The organism is Streptomyces sp. NEAU-174 (assembly GCF_052665095.1).
On sequence record NZ_JBQTCE010000006.1, the window covers coordinates 456,388 to 473,720 of the forward strand.

The following is a 17,333-nucleotide window of genomic DNA, read 5'->3' on the forward strand; positions in this document are numbered from 1 at the left end:
GTCAGGCGTACTGGGCCAGTTCTTTGGCGAGGGCCTCGCTGAGCGCGTCGATGGTCGGGTTGTCCCACAGGAGCGTCGGGTCGAGGGAGATGTCGAGGTGGTCCTCGAGCTCTCCGGCGACGGACAGGACGTACAGCGAGTCGAGTCCGTAGTCGGAGAGCCGCGCGCTGGTGTCGATGGTTTCGGCGGGCCGCTCCAGATGGGAGGCGACGCAGTTGGTCAGCCATTCCCGCAGGCTGTCGAGGGTGTGCGGCGCGGCGTGGGGGTCGGACATGGGTGTCTCCTTCGCTGAGGTGGCGGGGCCCGGACGCGGCGGCTAGGGGCGGACAGGACCTAGGGGCGGTCGGGGACCGGGCGGTCGGCCAGGTCGAACGAGCGGCCGGTGTCATAGCGGTGGTCGAGTTCCGTGGCCAGGCGCTCCAGTGCGGGGCCCGACGGCTGCGGTGACCGTCGCACACGCGTGAGGAGTGCGCGGCCGGGCGCCGCGGCGAGCAGTTCGGGATCGCACAGTGCGGTGACGGCCGGTGCGGTGGTGAGGTCCGCGCCGGTCATGCCGCTGAGCGGAGCGGCATGACCGGCGGGCTCCGGCGGCCGGCCCGGACAGCTCGCCCGGCCCGGCTGCCCGTCCGGTCGGGCTTCGGCCGCGAAGAGGGCGTGCTGCATCTCGTTCAGCAGCAGGTGGAAGGCGGCGTGTTCGCTCTCCCTGATGTAGAAGCGCGACCCCAGGGCCATCGAGAGGCGGTCCATCGCGCTCTGGAGCACGCGCGGTACGAGGATCCGGACCACGCTGTCGTGGGCGTCCGGCCGGGCGGGGAAGGCATCGGTGCCCCGGACCGCGAGTGTCGTCAGCGTGTCGCACAGCAGCAGGTCGGCGTAGGCTCCCGCGAGCACCGCGCGCAACTGGGGGATGTCGATGGCCGCCGCGCCGTACAGGCGCCGGGCCCGCAGGTGGCGCAGCGTCATGCGCAGGCCGGAGTCGAGTGTGCCGACGGCGATCGCGCCGACCGTCACGGCGCCGCTCCCCCGCCGGGCCCCACCGCCGGACCGGGTCAGCATGGGCGATCTGCGGTAACCGGCGCGCAGGGCGTGCATCAGCGACTCCGGGTCCGCATGGCCGTCTTCGGCGCCGCCCACGCCGACGGCGCGGAAGGGCTCACCGGCCGGGGGCTGTCCGGCTTCCCGCGCGGCGAGGATCGCCTGGAAGCCGTTGGGGTTCGTGGTGTCGTACGGGTCGCCGAGGCGCTTCTCCACGGTGGTGGCGAGGGTGAAGGGGTCAAGGGTGGTGTTCACGAGGCGGCCCCCTGCGGGGAGCCGGTCGGCTCCATAAGGTCGAGGAGCGAGTGGAGGGGGGCGGACGGGCGGGAGAGGACCGCTTCGGCGAGTTCGTCGAAGGCGGTGCGGGCGGCGTCGTCGACGGGCTCCTCCAGGTCGGTGAGCGCCTTGACGAGACAGGCGAGCAGCGCGGTCTCCGGGATGGGGCTCCGGGCGCGGGCGGCGGCGCCCAGCCACAGGTGGAGCGCCGAAGCCGCCGCGAAGCACGACTCGAACCGCTCGGCGAGCCGGAACGCGTGGCCGGGGACGGCGCGGGGCGGGAACCGGATCGCCGCCATGTCCTGGTGGAGCCGGTCGGACACGGCCAGGAGCCGCCCGGCCAGGGTGGTGAGCGCCGTGGAGGCGTGGCCGCGTGCGGCCAGGTCGCGCAGTTCGCCGACGGCCGCCGGCAGACCGGCCAGGACGGAGCAGCCGCCGCTGGAGACCAGGGTGAGCTCGCCGGGCCGCATCGGGCGCAGGGGGGCGTGCGGATTCGTGGCCTCGGCGAGCCCCTCGGCGTCCCACCGGCCCTTCGCGTAGCCGCGGGCGATGCGGGGGAACTGTTCGATGAGGGCGCTGCGGTTGACCAGGCTGCTGCCGTCGAAGATGCCGATGATGCGGTGGTCGCGTTCCACCTTGGCGAATCCGGTGTGCGGGTCGTCGGGGCGGAGCAGCCCGTACGGGCCGAGGAGGTGCAGCAGGCGCGCGATGAGGTCGTCGACCTCGGTGGGCACGAATGCCTTCGCGACAGCGGAGATCACGCTCATCTCGCCGGCGAGCGCGTGCGGGGAGCGCGCGGCCACCAGGCCGGTGGCGTCGGAGAGCAGCAGCCCCGCGGCGGCCTCGCCCAGCTCCCGCCGCACGTACGGCTCCAGCGCGAGCCGTCCGTCACCGGCGTCCTGAGCCACGAACTCGGCGGCCAGAGCGAGCGCGTGGTCTCCCGCGCCCAGTGACATCGCGACGCAGCCGGTCCGGCTGAAGTGCAGCGCCTTGACGATGATCTCGATGCCCTCACCGACCCGCCCGATGAGCGCTTCCTCGGGCAGTGGCGCGTCGTGGAACGCGATGCCGCTGATGTCCGCGCCCCGGATGCCGTAGGTGGGCACCTTGGGCAGATGGGTGAACCGTTCCGGGGCGAGACGGGACTTGTCCACGAGGAAGAGGCTGAAGCCGCGCGGACCGCCTTCCTCGTCGGTGCGGGCCAGGACGGTGACCAGACCGGCCCGGGTGGCGAGGTTGATCAGCCACTTCTCGCCGGACAGCAGCCAGCCGCCGCCCGGGGCCGGCCTGGCGGTCACCTCACCGGCCAGCAGATCGCTGCCGTGGTGGCGCTCGGTGAGGGCGCACGAGACGGGTGTTCCCTCCGCTATCCGCCGTCCCAGCCGGCGGGCGGCCTCCGGCTCTCCCGCGATCCAGGTGGCGGCGGCCCCGAGATAGGTCTTCCCGTGTGAGAGGGCCACGGTCAGGTCGATCCGGGACACGGCCCGCAGCAGCCGCATGACGATGTCGAAGCTCTCCAGTGCGCCGCCGTGTTCGGCCGGTACGTAGAAGCGCCGTAGCCCGAACGCGTCGAGCGCCCGGCACGCCTCGGTGGGAAACGCCTCCGTCCGGTCGAGTTCGGCCAGCGCCTCGGGTGCGAAGGGCTGTCCCGGTCCGGTGAGCTCGCCGAGCAGGCGGGTGAGCCGCTCGAGGGGCGCGGCGGAGGGGTCCTGGGTCCGGGTGGCCGGGGAGGCGGTGGTCATACGGCGGCCTCCTGGGGCTCGGGTAAGGGGCGCAGCAGGCTCTGCTCGTAGACGGCGTAGGTGGGCCGCAACGCGCCGGCGCGGAACAGGTCACGCATCGCCGACCGCTGGATCTTGCCGCTGGTGGTGCGGCGTACCCCGCCGGGGCGCAGCAGCAGGACCGCGCCGACGGGGGCGCCGAATTCGCGGGCGACGGTGAGCCGCATCTCGGCGGCGAGTTCGTTCAGCCGTTCCTCGTCCTTGATGCCGCGCACCTCGTGGGTGACCACGAGCACCTCGTCGCCCTGTGGTCCCTCGCCCGGTACGGCGAAGCACGCGCCGACGAGGTTGCCCAGCTCCGGCCACTGGGTGCGCAGCTCGTCCTCGATGTCCTGCGGATAGAGGTTGCGGCCGCGCAGATTGAGGACGTCCTTGATGCGGCCGGTGATGTGGAGTTCGCCCTGGTACAGGACCCCGAGGTCACCGGTGCGCAGCCAGCCGGGGTCGCCGTCCGCGGTCGTGGCGCGGAACTCGGCCTCGTTGGTGGCCTCGCGGTTCCAGTAGCCCTGGCCGACGATGTCGCCGCGTATCCAGATCTCGCCGACGCCTCCCTCGGGCAGGACCTGCCGGGTCTCCGGTTCGACGATGCGCACCTGGGCGCCGAGCGGCGGACCGCAGCCGACGACGGCGCGGGCGGGCTCGTCCGGGGCCGCGGGCCGGAACGCGTGGCGCTCCAGCAGTTCGGCGGAGACCTGCCGCACCCGGGGGGCAGTGCGGGCGGCCCCGGAGATGAAGAGGGTCGCCTCGGCCATGCCGTAGCAGGGGGTCAGGGCGTCGGCGCGCAGGCCGTGGCGGGCGAAGCGCCGCTGGAACCGTTCGAGTACGGCCGCGCGTACGGGTTCGGAGCCGTCCAGCGCATGGCGCCAGCGGGACAGGTCCAGGCCCTCGCTCTGGGCGTCGGTGACCCGTCGGCTGCACAGGTCGTACGCGAAGTCCGGCGCCGCGGACGCCTCGATGCCATAGCGGTCGATCATGTGCAGCCACAGGTGGGGGCGTTTGAGGAAGGTGGTGGGGCTCATCAGGACGGTGGTCGCGCCGAGCAGCAGTGGCGGGAGTATCGAGCCCATCAGCCCCATGTCGTGGAAGTGCGGGATCCATCCGCCGATGGGGGTGGTGTCGTCCAGGTCCAGGGAGTCGGCCAGATTGGCGGTGTTGTGCAGCACATTGCCATGGCTGATCATGACGCCCTTCGGATCGCCGGTGGATCCGGAGGTGTACTGGAGCACGGCGAGCGTGTCGTGTCCGGCGGGCGTCATCGTCCAGGCGTGCGGATCGGGGGCGTCGCCGTCGTCGGTGACCAGGAGGGGAAGTGTGTCGAGTCCCTCCTCGGCGGCCCATGCCTCGATGTCGGCACGGGTGGCGGTGTCGGTGAGGATCGCCACGGCGCCCGCGTCGTCCGCGATGCGCCTGACCCGGTAGCGCTCATGCCGGTACCGGCCGGGCAGGGACGAGGGAACCGCGATGGCGCCCGCGTACAGACAGCCGAGGAAGGCGGTGACGAAGGCCAGCCCCGCGGGGTACAGCAGGACGACACGGCCGCCCGGTGGGACGTGGGCGCGCAGCCGTACGGCCACGCTCCTGGCTTGTGCGTCGAGTTCCGCATAGGTGAGGCGTTGCGCTCCGTCGGTGCGCAACGGGTCCGTCACGAATACGGCCGCCGTCTTTTCCGGACGGTTTTCCGCATGCTCCCGGAGCACTGCGTCAACGCTGGGGGCGGTGACGATTCCCGCCATATCCGAGGCCCTGCCCTTCGTATCCGCGAACTGAGTTTCCATGCGCCGATCCGGCACTGTTCCGCATTTCTACCGAGGGACCGCAACGAGGGAAAGGCACTGACAACAAATTGCACAGTGCCCCTCACTTCCTGGGCACAAACTCCCCCGAATCACCCATATCGCACGGCGATTCCGGGGCGCACCGGCCAGTACTGGCCAGGAAACGTGCCGTCGGGTCCATTTCCGCGCGATAGAGTCGACGTGGTTTCGCTCCGCATGGACGACACAGCCATCCGATACATCCGCGCTCAGTCATCGCGTAGCCGGTCATGGCGGCGGATTCTTTGATCCTGCCTTTTTTGATTACCGCTCCAGGAATGTGGCGTACCGTGCCGCGCATCAACGGGCGCACGACTTCCGGAGGAATTTCATGACCCCTGGTCCGTCGTTACCGGACGCCGGCGCCTTCGCCCCCGCCTGGTACGGCAGCAGCCCCTGGGCACAACTGCTGATCCTCACCCAGCGGTCGCTCAAGGCCCATCTCGCGCACCGCCGGACCCTGGTCCTCGCCATGCTGCAACCGGTCTTCATGCTGCTACTGCTGAGCGAGGTCTTCGGCAGCATCGTCGACCTCGACCACCTGCCCGACGGCGTCTCCTACCTGGACTATCTGCTGCCCGCGCTGCTGGTGACCACGGGCATCGGCCCCGCGATCGCCTCCGGTATCGGCCTGGTCCGGGACATGGACAACGGTGCGGTGGCACGGTTGCGCACGCTGCCCATCCACGCGCCGCTGCTGCTGTTCGCCCGCAGCTTCGCCGATCTGCTGCGCACCACCGCACAGCTGGCGATCCTGCTCGTGGTGGCCGTGGTGTTCATGGGCGCCGACCCGGCCGGCGGCGGCGTGGGGCTGGTGGCCGCGCTGCTGCTGACCTGTGTGGTGGTGTGGGCGATGACCTGGATCTTCCTGGCGCTGGCGGCCTGGCTACGCAGTGCGGAGGCGATGCAGAGCGCCGCCTATCTGGTGACCTTCCCGCTGATGTTCGCCTCCAGCGCCTTCGTCCCGGTGGACCGTATGCCGGGCTGGCTGGAGGTCCTGGCGATCCTCAACCCGTTGTCGTACGCGATGGACGCCTCGCGCGCGCTCTGCCTCGACCAGCCGCTGGGCGCCCAGGTGTGGTCCGCCCTGGGCGCGAGCGCCCTCGTCGCGCTGCTCGGATCGAGCGCGGCGGTGTGGGCGTTCCGGCGGCCCCTGGTCTGAGCTCACCCCCCTTCCCCCACCCTCCCCCTCATAGGACGAAACGGAGAGCCCTGATGCCCGAGCAGCGAGATGCCCTGCGGCGGCTGGACGCCGCCCCCGGCCCCGGCACCGACGCCGCGACCTGGGTCATCGAACATCGCGAGGAGATCCGGGACCTGGTGGCCCGGCACGGTGCCCTGCTGGTCCGCGGGCTGGACCTGGACGGCCACGAGTACGCCGCCTCCGTGGTCCGCGGGATCATCGGTGACGGCATGGCCGAGCGCGAGGGGTTCGCTCCCCGCGACGAGTTCGGACCGGGCCTGTACTCCTCCTCGCACTGGCCGGCCGACCAGCCGATGTGCATGCACCATGAGCTCAGCTACGCGGCCGAGGCACCCCGGCTGATGGTCTTCGCCTGTGTCACCCCGCCGTCCGCCGGCGGTGTCACGGCCGTCGCCGACGCCCGTGCGGTGCTGCGTGACCTGCCGGACGGGCTCGTCGAGCGCTTCGAACGCCACGGTTGGGCGCTGACCCGCCACTACAACCCGTTCGTCGGGATCGGATGGGAGGACGCGTTCGGCGCCAAGAACCCCGACGAGGTGGAGCGTTACTGCGCCGAGCACGGCATCGAGGTGCGCTGGGACGCCGATGGCGGCCTGCGCACCCGGCAGACCCGTCCGGCCGTCATCACGGATCCCGAGTCCGGCGAACGGTGCTGGTTCAACCAGATCGCGTTCCTGAACGAGTGGACGATGGCTCCCGAGGTGCGGGAGTTCCTCACCGCGGAGTTCGGCCCCGACGGGCTGCCGTTCAACACCTTCTACGGCGACGGCTCACCCCTGGACGGCGCCACCGTCGACCTCATCAACGCGGTCTACGAGAAGCACACGGTGCGCGAGCCCTGGCGGCGCGGCGACCTCATGGTCATCGACAACGTCCGCATGGCGCACAGCCGCGAGCCCTACCGGGGCGACCGCGAAATCGTCGTCGGCCTCGGCGAACCGTTCCGTCCCTAGGCGCACCGTCCGCCGGTCAGCTGCCAGGACCGCGGCGAGCCATGGCTGAGGGGTCGTACCCGGGCGGACCCGGGTACGCCCCCCTTTGTCATTGGTCCCGCGGCGCGGACGGCAGACAGCCGGACCGCACCAGCGCGGCGGTCTCCGCCGGCCGGGTGCGGACGAAGTAGTGGCCGCCTTGCTCCAGTTCATGGAGGGTGATCCGGTCGGAGATCGCCTTCCACCCGCCGTACTCCTCGGTGAAGGAGGCCGTGGCGGTGTCGTCCCGTGCCACCACCACCTCCACCGGAGCGTCGAGCCGGTACGCCTCCGGGTCCTCGCGGACCGCGCGCAGGTGCCTGCCGGCGGTCAGTACGTCGTGCTGGTAGGCGCCGGCCACCACATCGGCACGTTCCGCCCCCAGCTCGTCCAGCTCCGTGTACACCTCTCCGGCCCGCAGCCGGGACAGCAGGCTCTCCTCGTCCGCCGTGGCCGCCCGGGCCATCTCGGCGGCGAGCGTCTCGGTGTCCCCCATCAGCAGCGCGCCGATGTAGACGCGCTCGACGGGCCGGCCCGCCTCCGCCAGCAGCCGCGCCGTCTCCAAGGCGGCGGCCGCACCGGTGGAGTGTCCCCAGACCGACACCGGCGTGGTGATGTGCGCGACGATCTCGTCCCGTACCCACCGGGCCAGGACGGGGACGTCCTCCAACGGCTCGCCGTCGCCGGCGAAGTCATGGCCGGGCGGTTCCACACCGAGCACCGCGATGCCGTCGCGCCGCAGCTCGGCGGCCAGGGGCCGGAAGTTGACGGCGTTGCCCCCCGCGAAGGGGAAGCACACGAGGGTGTGGTGCGGATCCGGCACGGCGGCCAGCGTCTGGAGCAGCCGGGTCACCACCGGGCGGGCGAAGGCTCCGGCGTGGCGCGGCTCGAGCACCGCCGCGCAGTCGGCGAGCACCGGGTGGGCGGCCAGGTCCTTCAGCGAAAGGGCCCGGTCGAGCCGGACCAGGAGCCGCACCGCGGCCAGCGATGTGCCGCCGAGCTCGAAGAAGTCGTCGGACCGGCCGATGCGCTCCAGCGGAACGCCGAGGACGTCGGCCCACAGCTCGGCGAGGCGCCGTTCGGCGGGGGTGGCGGGCGGGATGTGGGCGGCGCGTCCGGCCGTCTCCGCCGCGGGCCGCGCCAGCGCCTTTTTGTCGATCTTCCCGTTCTCGGTGAGCGGCAGCCGGTCCACCCGGTGGACATGGGTGGGCACCATGTAGTCGGGCAGGACGGTGCCGAGGAACTCGCGGACCCGCTCCGGGGTCACCTTCTCCGAGCCGCTGAAGAAGGCGACCAGGACGCGCTGTTCGCTGGTGTCGCCCTCGGTGACCACCGCCGCCTCGCGGACACCCTCCATGGTCAGCAGCTTGTTCTCGATCTCGCCGATCTCGATGCGGAAGCCGCGGATCTTGACCTGTGCGTCGCGGCGCCCCAGGAATTCGAGGCGGTCCTCGGGCAGCCACCGGCCGAAGTCACCGGTCCGGTACATCCGGCTGCCCGGCCGGAACGGGTCCGGGACGAACGCCTCCCGGGTGCGCTCCTCGTCGTTGATGTAGCCACGGCCCACGCACACCCCGGAGAACGCGATCTCGCCCGGCGTGCCCAGCGGCACCAGCGCCAGGTTCTCGTCGAGCACATAGGTGTTGACGTTGCGCAGCGCGCGGCCGACCGACACGAAGTCGCGTTCCGGGACGCCGTGCAGCACCTCGTGCATCGGGTCGTCCGACGTCTCGGTGGCGCCGTAGGCGTTGACCAGCTGGACATCGGGGTAGGCGGCGAACCAGCGCTGCACCAGTTCGTAGGTGAGCGCCTCACCCGTCACCGACACCGAGCGCAGGGCGCCGAGCGGGCGGGGGTGCTGCTCCAGGTGGGTGAGGAGCACTTCCAGATACGACGGGACGACCTGCATCACGGTGACCCGGCCCTCGACGATCTCCTCGACGAAGGCGGCGACGTCGAGCTGGGTGCAGGTGTCCACGATCCGCACGCTGCCGCCGATCAGCAGCGGCGCGGCGAACTGCCACAGGGAGATGTCGAAGCACTGCGACGCGATCTGGGTGGCCACGTCCCCGCCACCGGCCGTCATCCCGGTGTCCTCGATCTTCGCGTAGAGGTGGTTGAGGAAGCCGGCGTGCTCGCACAGGGCTCCCTTGGGGGTTCCGGTGGAGCCCGAGGTGAAGTAGATGTAGGCGGCCTGGCCGGGCGTCACCTGCACGCGGGGCGGCTCCGCGTGGCCGCCGCGCGCCAGGACGCGCGTCACGGACAGCGCCGTGAGCGGGGCGGCCAGCCGCGCGGAGGACGCGCGCACCAGCGCCTCACTGCCCGGGTCGGTCAGCGCGACGGCGCAGGCACTGCGCTCCAGCTGGGCCACCACGCGTTCGACCGGGAAGTCCGGCCGAACGGGCAGGTAGACACCGCCGGCCGTGAAGACGCCGAGGGCGGCCGCGATCCACTCCGGGGTGCGGTCCATGACGACCGCGACCACGTCCTCGGCTCCCACCCCGGCCTCGACCAGCGCGTGCGCGATCCGGTTGACCCGCCGCTCCAGCTCCCGGTAGGTCCAGCGGACCGTGCCGTGCTCGACCGCGATGCCGTCGGGGCAGCCGCGTGCCCGCTCCTGGAACAGGTCGACGAAAGTGCGGTCGGGCAGTTCGACGGTGGGGCCCGCGAGCCCGTACAGCTGCTTCTCGGTCTCCTGGGGGGACAGCAGGCTCTCGGACTCGTGCCTCCCGTGCGGGTCGGCCACCAGAAGCCGCAGGGCGGCGAGGTGGTATCCGGCCAGGCGCCGCGCGTAGCTGCCGTCGATCGCGGCACGGTCGTGCAGCACCCGCAGCGACATGCCGTGCTCGTCGCGCGACCAGGCCACCCGAAGCACCACTCCGTCGTCCAGGGCGGCGGGCGGGCCGTCGCCGTGGACCTCGGCCAGAGTGTCCTCGTGCGCCCGGGCCGGAGTGTCCTCGTGCTCCGCCAGCCCGGACAGGTCCAGCACGACCTCGGGCCGTGCGCCGGCCGCGGCTCCCAGGCCGTTCAGCGCCCCGTCCGCGAGTGCCGCCAGCTCCGCCCAGGTGGAGTCGGCGACGGACAGGGCCAGCGACCACGCGGGGCCCGGCCCGGCCTGCGGCACACAGCCGAGGAGCAGGTCGCGCTCGGCGGCGACGGTCACCAGGACACGGGCGTGACCGGCGAGCAGCAGGGCCGCCAGGGGGGTTTCCGCTTCCCCGGCGGCGCGTTCCAACGCCTCCGTGAGCTCCGCGTCCAGCCGTATGCCATGGACCCCCGTGCCCGCGTCGGTCGCGGACGGCGGGGTCCACCGGGGAACGCGGGTGAACGCCAAGGGCTTCGCGCCGTCTCTCATCAGCCTGCCACTCCTTCGTCCGGCAGCGCCGGCTCCTCCAGCTCGATCCTGATCAGGCGCGCGGCGGCCGCCGCGCGGTGTCCGGCCTGCTCGCCGTCCGTCCCGGTGGCGACCACGCAGCCCAGGCGGTCCTGGAACGTGTTCGTCACCCGCACGGTCCGTCCGGGGGCGGTGCCGATCGCGACGGCCACCACACCGGGGGCCGCCTGTGCCGCCTCGACTCCGCCGATGCCCGTGACCCGCCCCTCGCGCTCGTTGCGCAGGAAGCGGACCGCGGCGTGCCCCCGGCCCGGCCGTGCGGGCGTCCGGCTCTGTCCCGCCGCGCGGGCGATCACGGCGTCGACGAGATCGATGCCGAGGGCGGCCCGTACGGCGACGGGGATCATGCCGCCCGCGAGCCGCGGGTTGACCTCGATGACGACGGGGCCGTGGGCGGACATCCGCAGTTCGGTGTGGGCGGCTCCCCAGCCGAGGCCGAGCACGGCGAGCGCCCGCAGGGCGGTGTCGCCGAGCGCGGCGGCGGTGGCGTCGGGCACGGGTGCGGGCACCTCGTGTCCGGTCTCCACGAAGTACGGCCGGGGCCCGATGTGCTTGGCGGCGACGGTGACGACAGCGTTGTCGAAGGTCTCGACGGAGAACTCGGGCCCCTCGACGGCCTCCTGGACCAGGATCCGGGTCGGCACCGGGTTGCCGCGTTCGTCGGTGGACCGGCTCAGCAGTTCGTCCGCCCACCGCCGGGTCTCCTCGCGGTCCCGGCACAGCCGGACGCCGACCGAGCCCGATCCGAGGACCGGTTTCAGCACGACCGGGTGGCCGATCCCGTCGGCGGCGCGCACCGCGTCGGCCACCTCGCCGACGGCCGCGCCGGCGGGTACCGGGACGCCGGCGGCCGCCAGCGCGGCAACCTGCGTCTCCTTGTCCCGGCACCGGGCGATGGCGTCCCCGTCCGCCGCGGGCAGGCCGAGCTTGGCGGCCGCGCGGGCGGCCGTGGACACGAAGTACTCGGAGCTGGAGGCGACTCCGGCGAGCCCCTCGTCCAGTGCGAGCCCGGCGCAGCAGTCCACCACCGCGGCCAGGTCCCCGGTGTCCAGCAGCCTGGTGTCGATGCCGTCCTGCTCGACGTACACATAGCGGCCCGGGTCCCGGGTCAGCAGCACCGGCCGCAGCCCTCGCGCCCGCGCCGCCGCGCAGAACTCCCGCCCCGTTCCCGTGGTGTTGCTCTCCACGAACGCGAGCCACCGCCCGTTCGTCCTCTCGTGCCCGGTCACCGCTCTCCTTCCCTTCCGGCCGCGGATCCGCGGCCCGCCAGGAGCGCGTCGACCGCCTCGTCGAGTCGCCGCCGCGCGTCCCGCGTCCGGCCGCGGTGGTCGGCGAGCCGTCGTCCATGGGCGGTGAGCCGCTCCCGCAGGACGGCCACGGCCGCGTCGCACTCGCCGGGGCCGCCGCCGCGTTCGTGTGCCTCGACGACCTCACGCAGGGAGGGCAGTTCGGCGACCGTGCCACCGGGGGCCCCGTCGGGCATGTCGATCTTGGTGAGTTCCGTCGCCCCGCTCTCGATCGCCTCGCGGACGGCGGCGCCCACGATGTGGTGGGCCGTGCGGAACGGAACCCCCTGTGCGACCAGTCGGTTGGCGATCACGGTGGCGGTCACGAAGCTCTCCGCGGTACGGCGCTCCATCCGCTCCACCATCGGACGGGCGCCGCTGACGAGCACCTGGGCGAGGAGGACGGAGTCGCGTACGGCGGCCAGCGCGGGCCAGGCCGGAGCCACCGCCTCGGTGCCCACCTCGATGGAGTTCGTGAACGGCGCCGACTTCATGGCGGAGGCGGCGGCCGTCCAGGCGCCGATGGCCGCGCCCGCCTTGGCCTTGACGTGTTCCAGCAGAAACGCGTTGCGCTTCTGGGGCATGGCCGAGCTGCCGCCGACGAGCCGTTCGGGGAACTCGATCAACCCGAACTCCTGAGTGCTCCACAGCTGGAGGTCGGTGGCGAGCCGGCTCAGCGTCACCCCGGCCGAGGACGCGGCGGCGAGCGCGCGCAGCACCGTGTCCCGTGCGGCCACCGCGTCGACGGCGTGCAGCGGTGGGCCGGCGAACCCCAGCAGGGAGGCGGTTCGCGCCGGTTCGATGGGCAGGTCCGTCCCGGACACCGCGCCGGCGCCCAGGGGGCAGCGGTCCAGCTCGTCCAGCGTCTGGCGCAGCGCGGTGATGTCACGGTCCAGCGCGGTGGCGATCCCGCACAGGTAGTAGCCGTAACTGACGGGCATGGCCGGCTGGAAGTGGGTGTAGATGGGCATCACCACGTCGCGGTGGGCGCGTGCCCGGGAGAGCAGGACCGCCTGGAGCCTCAGCACCTCGCCGAGCAGATCGGTCAGTTCGGCGCGCAGCCGCATCGCGGTGACGGTCGCCTTGATGTCGTTGCGGGAGCGTCCGGTGTGCAGTTTCCCGCCCACGTCGGCGCCGAGTTCGGCCACCAGATGGCCTTCGTACATCAAGTACAGGCCGCGCGGTGCCGGCAGCCCGTGCAGACTGCCGAAGCCCTCGGCGCGCAGCTGTGTGATGCGCTCCAGGAGCGCGGTGGCCGTGTCGGCGGGCAGCAGCCCGCACTCGGTGAGCATGACCACGTGCGCCAGGTCGATGGTGCTGATGGGTTCCAGTTCCCCGCGTATGGCGCCGGGGTCCGGTTCCCCGTAGACGACGCGGCGGGTGCGCGGGCCGAGGATGCGGGTGAGCCGTCCGGTGGAGCTCACGACAGGGCCCGCTCGGCGAGGGGGTGCTTGACCCTGGGCACGACGCCGGGCACCTCCTCATAGGAGCGGCGGCCCCAGACGAGCCGGGTCCAGCGGTCACCGGCCTCGGCGGGGGACGCGACGGTCACCGGCTCGGTGGGACGCTCGGCGAGCACATGGCCGTTCGCGGCGAGCCACGCGTCGTCGTAGACGGTGGCCTGGTAGCGGTATCCCTCGTCGGGCAGCATCACCACACAGAGCCCGTCCGGGTTGTTCGCCGCCCACCACTGTGCCACCAGGTGTGCGGCGCCGCTGGTCGGGCCCTGGAAGAGGGCGGATTCGGCGTGCAGGGCCCGGGTCTGGGCGTATGCCTCGGTCGCGTTGCACCAGTGGATCTCGTCGAAGAGGGTGTGGTCGAGGTTGGCGGGCCACAGGCTGTTGCCCAGGCCGCGCAGCGAGCGGGGCCCGTCGGGCTGGCCGAACAGCACGCTGCGGTGGCTGTCGACGCCGATGACCTGGGTGTGCGGGCTGTATTCGCGCAGGCCGCCCCCGGTGCCGCACATCGATCCCGCGGTGCCGACGGTGCCGACCAGGCAGTCGACGGTGCCGAAGGTGCGCACCAGCTGCTCGGCCACCACGTGGTACGAGCGGGCGTTGTCCGGGTTGTTGTACTGCTCGGGGCAGAAGGTGGACGGCAGCGAGGCACGGATCTCCGCGACCTTGGTCAGCCGGGCGCCCTGATATCCGCCGACCGGCGCGGGCTCCAGGCACATCTCCACCTTGGCGCCGAGGTCGGTCAGTCTCCGGTAGAGGTTGTCGTCGATCGCGGGGTCGCTCACCAGGACCAGCTCACGCTCCATCAGCGCCGCCTGCATCGCGAGGGCGAGGCCGAAGGTGCCCGAGGTGGTTTCGACGATCACGGTGTCCTCGGTCAGCTCACCGCGCTGTAACGCGCGACGCAGGATGTACTGGGCGGGCACCAGTTTCATCAGGGTGAAGACCGCGCCGTACAGATTGGGGCCGAGCCGGATGAGGCGTGGCAGCATCTGGGCCTCGGTGATGGAGCGGTAGGTCAGTGCGGACAGCGGCATGGAGACTCCTCGGGGTCCGGGAAGGGGATCAGGAGAGGACCGGCAGGTCGGTCAAGCCCTCGGCGAGGGCCACGTAGACGTCGTCGAGGGTCGGCTCGGACAGCGAGATCCCGGTGATCACCACTCCGGCGTCGTCCAGGGCGCGTACGACGGCGGCGAGGGCGGCGGACTCGCGCACGGGGACGCAGACCGTGCCCGCGGGCTCACCGGGTTGCGGCTCGAGACCTGCGTGGCGCAGCGCGGCCCACGCGGCCGGTACGGACGCCGGTTCGGCGAGGGTGGCGCGGACCGAGCTGACGCCGAGTTGCTCCTTGAGCTGTGCCACCGAGCCGTCGGCGATGGTCCGGCCACGGCCCAGCACGATGACCCGGTCCGCGAGTTGTTCGGCCTCTTCGAGGTACTGAGTGGTCAGCAGCACGGTGGCGCCGCCCGTCACCGCCGACCGGACCGAGTCCCACAGCGCGCCGCGGCTGACCGGGTCGAGTCCGGTGGTGGGCTCGTCGAGGAACAGCACCTGGGGGCGGCCGACGAAGCTGCTGGCGAGGTCGAGCCGGCGGCGCATGCCTCCCGAGTACGTCGCGGCCGACCGGTCGGCCGCGCCGGTCAGCGCGAAGGTCTCCAGGAGCTCATCCGCCCTCGCCCGGGCCTCGGTGCGGCTCGCGCCGAGCAGACGGGCCACCAGGATGAGGTTGTCCCTGCCGGACAGGTTCTCGTCCACCGCGGCGAACTGTCCGGTCAGGCCGATGCGCCGACGTACCTCACGGGCCTCGCGCACCACGTCGTATCCGGCCACCCGGGCCGTGCCCCGGCTGGGCGGCAGCGCGGTGGCGAGGATGCTCACCAGAGTGCTCTTGCCCGCGCCGTTGTGGCCCAGCAGGCACAGCACCTCGCCTTCCCCGATGCGGAAGCTGATACCGTCCAGCGCCCGTGTGCTGCCGAAGGACCGGCATATATCCATCACATCAATCATCGCGCTATTCACCGGATATCATTCCTCGCAGGGAGCGGATCGGGCAATGCAGTGAGAGGCTGGGAAGTTCCTACATTCGCCGCTCGCACCCCTGCAAGGTCCATACAACAAGTTGCCAGACGATGCCGGGGTGTTCCGGGGAGTCGACTTCTCCTGACAGGTACTGACCACGGTCCGGTGATTACGCGGGCTGCGAGTCCTCATCATCGGCCGCGTCCACATAGGGCAGCAGGCCCAGCTCCACCGCACGGGCGCCGGCCTGAAAGCGTGAATGTGCGCCGAGTTCACGCGTTATTTCGGCCACGTTCCTCCGATAGGTACGGACCGACATACCGATTTCCCGTGCGGCGGCCTCGTCCGTACGCCCCGAACTCAGCGCCATGAGTATCCGCCGGGCCATGACGCTGCGCGTCCGGCCGCTGAGGCGGCGGTGGTCCTCGAGCGCCGCACTGCCGTTCCAGGAGATCATGAACAGGGTGCGCAGATTGCGCAGCACGGCCGGCGCCCGCACCAGCACCGCCTCGCGCGAAAGATTGTCCGAACCGGACCACACCACACTCACCGAACCATCGGCGAGCACCATTTCATGCAGGGGCGCCCCGACGAGTCGCACGTCGACTCCTGACGCCTGCTTGTCCAGGCACTTCAGGAGGTATCGCTCGTCCATCAGCCCCACCCGCCCCAGCAGACGCACGTCGACCCCCCGGGCGACGGCCCTGCCCAGCCGCGTGACCAGCCTGGCGGCCCGCTGGTCGTTGCCACCGGCGAAGACCACGGAGAGGCTCTGCTGCGCCGACTCGATGACGTGCTCGGCGGCGTCCACACCCTCCTCCAGCTCCATCGCGGTCAGGAGCCGTTCCTCGCTGCGGTGGCGGTCGGCGGCCGACTTGACGAGCCGGCCGGCCTCCATAAGCATGCGTTCTATCTCTCCGCTGAAGACTCCGCCGCTCGTTCTTAACGGTGTGATATCAGCGTCTGGTTCGGAATCCGGACCAATGGAATTGTCAGCGATGATGAACACGTCATTGCGAGAGCTTGGCACAGTTCCCCCTGAAGCCTGGGATTCGTCCTAGACCCGGCATTGATCGTCGACAGGAAGGGGTAGCGATCCACGAGTACGCCATGGGATCAAGACAGCTCAAGGAGAAAAGAGGGCTCGCTGTTCGCCCACACCGGCCGCGTTCGGAGCGTGCTCGCCTTTCCCATGAGCACCCCGCCGCCGGCGGACAAAGAGGTAGCGATCGCACCTTGACCGTCCATGGCGCTGGACTATACCTACCCAATCCAGCGCGGAGAATGGTCGAATCACTAAAGACAATGGGGGAAACCTCATTGCACGGTGCGGATTCACGCCCCTCGGGCAACGGGGAAGCCGCACCCCGGAACGCCACCCGGGGGACCGGTGACAGGGCCGTGGAACGACGAGTTCCGGCGGCTCCCTTCGGGCAACCGCCGGAACTCATTATTCCGATTCAGGACAACTGGCCGTCATAGTCAGGCAGTTTGAACGTGCGCTCGGCGTGCCCGCCAACAAGATCACTTTGATTGTTCCCGATGTTGGCGATGATGGTGTAGCCGAGGGATTCGATCTCCGCCCGCTTCGCCGTCTTGTACTCGGCCGGGTCGCCGAGCACGTCACCCAGTGACCGCTGGTACAGGCCGGTGATGGGGTAACCGACGTGCACCAGGTTGCCCCGGGTCACCTGGTCGAGGAGGTCCGGGCGCGCGGTGATGAAGAAGATGCCCACTCCGCGCTCGTTCGCGTAGCGGCTGAGCTCCAGGACCCGCTCGACGGCGGGAGTCGGCGGGAACCACTGGAAGTAGGTCTCCAGCGAGGTGTTGTCGATGTCGAGGACGATCGCCTGCTTCTGTCCCCCGCCGTTCTGGATGCGCTGCTGGATGTAGGGAAGAGCCTGGTCGATCACCTTGTCGACGTCGCTCTTCCACGTCTCGTAGTCGACGGCCGCGGCGGCGCTGGGGGTCCCGGTCGCCGTGGTACGCGCCCGATCCGTCTCGAGGGCCTGGGCGTCCACCGTCCCCGCCAGCCCCAGCAGAGCCGCCGTGGCGACAACCACACCTGCCCGCGCCTTCCGTAAGCCCGCTCTCAT

13 protein-coding genes are annotated in these 17,333 nt (G+C 71.5%); 2 read left to right on the top strand and 11 right to left on the bottom strand.

The genetic code is table 11. The features are described 5' to 3' along the window. Position 1 precedes the first annotated feature (1 nt). Genes ACT2CW_RS20275 through ACT2CW_RS20290 form a run of 4 tightly spaced genes read right to left on the bottom strand, consistent with a single transcriptional unit; the run spans position 2 to position 4,867 of the window. Complete coding sequence (locus tag ACT2CW_RS20275; protein WP_138910446.1) at positions 2-274, bottom strand: acyl carrier protein; 273 nt, start codon at positions 272-274, stop codon at positions 2-4. Positions 275-333: 59 nt separating this feature from the next. Beyond that, entirely contained in the window at positions 334-1,290 is a 957-nt protein-coding gene (locus ACT2CW_RS20280; RefSeq protein WP_445517669.1) for a hypothetical protein, read from the bottom strand. Then, complete coding sequence (locus ACT2CW_RS20285; RefSeq protein WP_445517670.1) at positions 1,287-3,053, bottom strand: acyl-CoA dehydrogenase family protein; 1,767 nt, start codon at positions 3,051-3,053, stop codon at positions 1,287-1,289. The genes ACT2CW_RS20280 and ACT2CW_RS20285 overlap by 4 nt, the downstream gene beginning before the upstream one ends. Continuing rightward, complete coding sequence (locus ACT2CW_RS20290; RefSeq protein WP_445517671.1) at positions 3,050-4,867, bottom strand: fatty acyl-AMP ligase; 1,818 nt, start codon at positions 4,865-4,867, stop codon at positions 3,050-3,052. Before ACT2CW_RS20290 ends, ACT2CW_RS20285 begins: the two co-directional genes overlap by 4 nt. A 370-nt stretch (positions 4,868-5,237) precedes the next feature. Here ACT2CW_RS20290 and ACT2CW_RS20295 point away from each other — a divergent pair, with 370 nt between their 5' ends. Together ACT2CW_RS20295 and ACT2CW_RS20300 are read left to right on the top strand one after the other, a co-directional pair. Beyond that, a complete protein-coding gene (locus ACT2CW_RS20295) occupies positions 5,238-6,068 on the top strand; it encodes an ABC transporter permease (RefSeq protein ID WP_445517672.1) in 831 nt (276 codons plus the stop codon). 53 nt (positions 6,069-6,121) lie between these two features. Then, positions 6,122-7,063, top strand: a complete 942-nt coding sequence (locus ACT2CW_RS20300; RefSeq protein ID WP_445517673.1) for a TauD/TfdA family dioxygenase — start codon at positions 6,122-6,124, stop codon at positions 7,061-7,063. Positions 7,064-7,151: 88 nt separating this feature from the next. Here the strand turns inward: ACT2CW_RS20300 and ACT2CW_RS20305 are convergent, their stop codons facing one another. The 7 genes from ACT2CW_RS20305 to ACT2CW_RS20335 form a co-directional block, all read right to left on the bottom strand. Further along, entirely contained in the window at positions 7,152-10,436 is a 3,285-nt protein-coding gene (locus ACT2CW_RS20305; RefSeq protein WP_445517674.1) for a non-ribosomal peptide synthetase family protein, read from the bottom strand. Then, on the bottom strand, positions 10,436-11,704 hold the full coding sequence (locus ACT2CW_RS20310) for an ATP-grasp domain-containing protein (RefSeq protein ID WP_445517675.1): 1,269 nt from the start codon (positions 11,702-11,704) through the stop codon (positions 10,436-10,438). The genes ACT2CW_RS20305 and ACT2CW_RS20310 overlap by 1 nt, the downstream gene beginning before the upstream one ends. Further along, positions 11,701-13,185: an argininosuccinate lyase gene (gene argH, locus ACT2CW_RS20315; RefSeq protein WP_445517676.1), complete on the bottom strand. Its 1,485-nt coding sequence runs from the start codon at positions 13,183-13,185 to the stop codon at positions 11,701-11,703. The genes ACT2CW_RS20310 and argH overlap by 4 nt, the downstream gene beginning before the upstream one ends. Beyond that, positions 13,182-14,255, bottom strand: coding sequence for a pyridoxal-phosphate dependent enzyme (locus tag ACT2CW_RS20320; protein WP_166483049.1), 1,074 nt, complete (start codon positions 14,253-14,255; stop codon positions 13,182-13,184). The genes argH and ACT2CW_RS20320 overlap by 4 nt, the downstream gene beginning before the upstream one ends. Before the next feature lie 28 nt (positions 14,256-14,283). Continuing rightward, the gene (locus ACT2CW_RS20325; RefSeq protein WP_445517677.1) at positions 14,284-15,213 is read right to left on the bottom strand and encodes an ATP-binding cassette domain-containing protein; all 930 of its coding nucleotides are present in this window, start codon (positions 15,211-15,213) and stop codon (positions 14,284-14,286) included. Between the two features lie 193 nt (positions 15,214-15,406). Further along, a complete protein-coding gene (locus ACT2CW_RS20330) occupies positions 15,407-16,141 on the bottom strand; it encodes a TrmB family transcriptional regulator sugar-binding domain-containing protein (protein ID WP_182468501.1) in 735 nt (244 codons plus the stop codon). Positions 16,142-16,697: 556 nt separating this feature from the next. Further along, positions 16,698-17,333, bottom strand: coding sequence for an HAD family acid phosphatase (locus ACT2CW_RS20335; protein WP_445517678.1), 636 nt, complete (start codon positions 17,331-17,333; stop codon positions 16,698-16,700).

Bases quoted from the DNA above. Each gene is read 5' to 3' on its own strand.
- ACT2CW_RS20300 (WP_445517673.1), top strand. From the start codon at position 6,122: ATGCCCGAGCAGCGAGATGCCCTGCGGCGGCTGGACGCCGCCCCCGGC.
- ACT2CW_RS20325 (WP_445517677.1), bottom strand. From the start codon at position 15,213: ATGGATATATGCCGGTCCTTCGGCAGCACACGGGCGCTGGACGGTATC.
- ACT2CW_RS20335 (WP_445517678.1), bottom strand. From the start codon at position 17,333: ATGAGAGCGGGCTTACGGAAGGCGCGGGCAGGTGTGGTTGTCGCCACG.
- ACT2CW_RS20320 (WP_166483049.1), bottom strand. From the start codon at position 14,255: ATGCCGCTGTCCGCACTGACCTACCGCTCCATCACCGAGGCCCAGATG.
- ACT2CW_RS20290 (WP_445517671.1), bottom strand. From the start codon at position 4,867: ATGGAAACTCAGTTCGCGGATACGAAGGGCAGGGCCTCGGATATGGCG.
- ACT2CW_RS20285 (WP_445517670.1), bottom strand. From the start codon at position 3,053: ATGACCACCGCCTCCCCGGCCACCCGGACCCAGGACCCCTCCGCCGCG.
- ACT2CW_RS20295 (WP_445517672.1), top strand. From the start codon at position 5,238: ATGACCCCTGGTCCGTCGTTACCGGACGCCGGCGCCTTCGCCCCCGCC.
- ACT2CW_RS20330 (WP_182468501.1), bottom strand. From the start codon at position 16,141: ATGCTTATGGAGGCCGGCCGGCTCGTCAAGTCGGCCGCCGACCGCCAC.
- ACT2CW_RS20305 (WP_445517674.1), bottom strand. From the start codon at position 10,436: ATGAGAGACGGCGCGAAGCCCTTGGCGTTCACCCGCGTTCCCCGGTGG.
- ACT2CW_RS20275 (WP_138910446.1), bottom strand. From the start codon at position 274: ATGTCCGACCCCCACGCCGCGCCGCACACCCTCGACAGCCTGCGGGAA.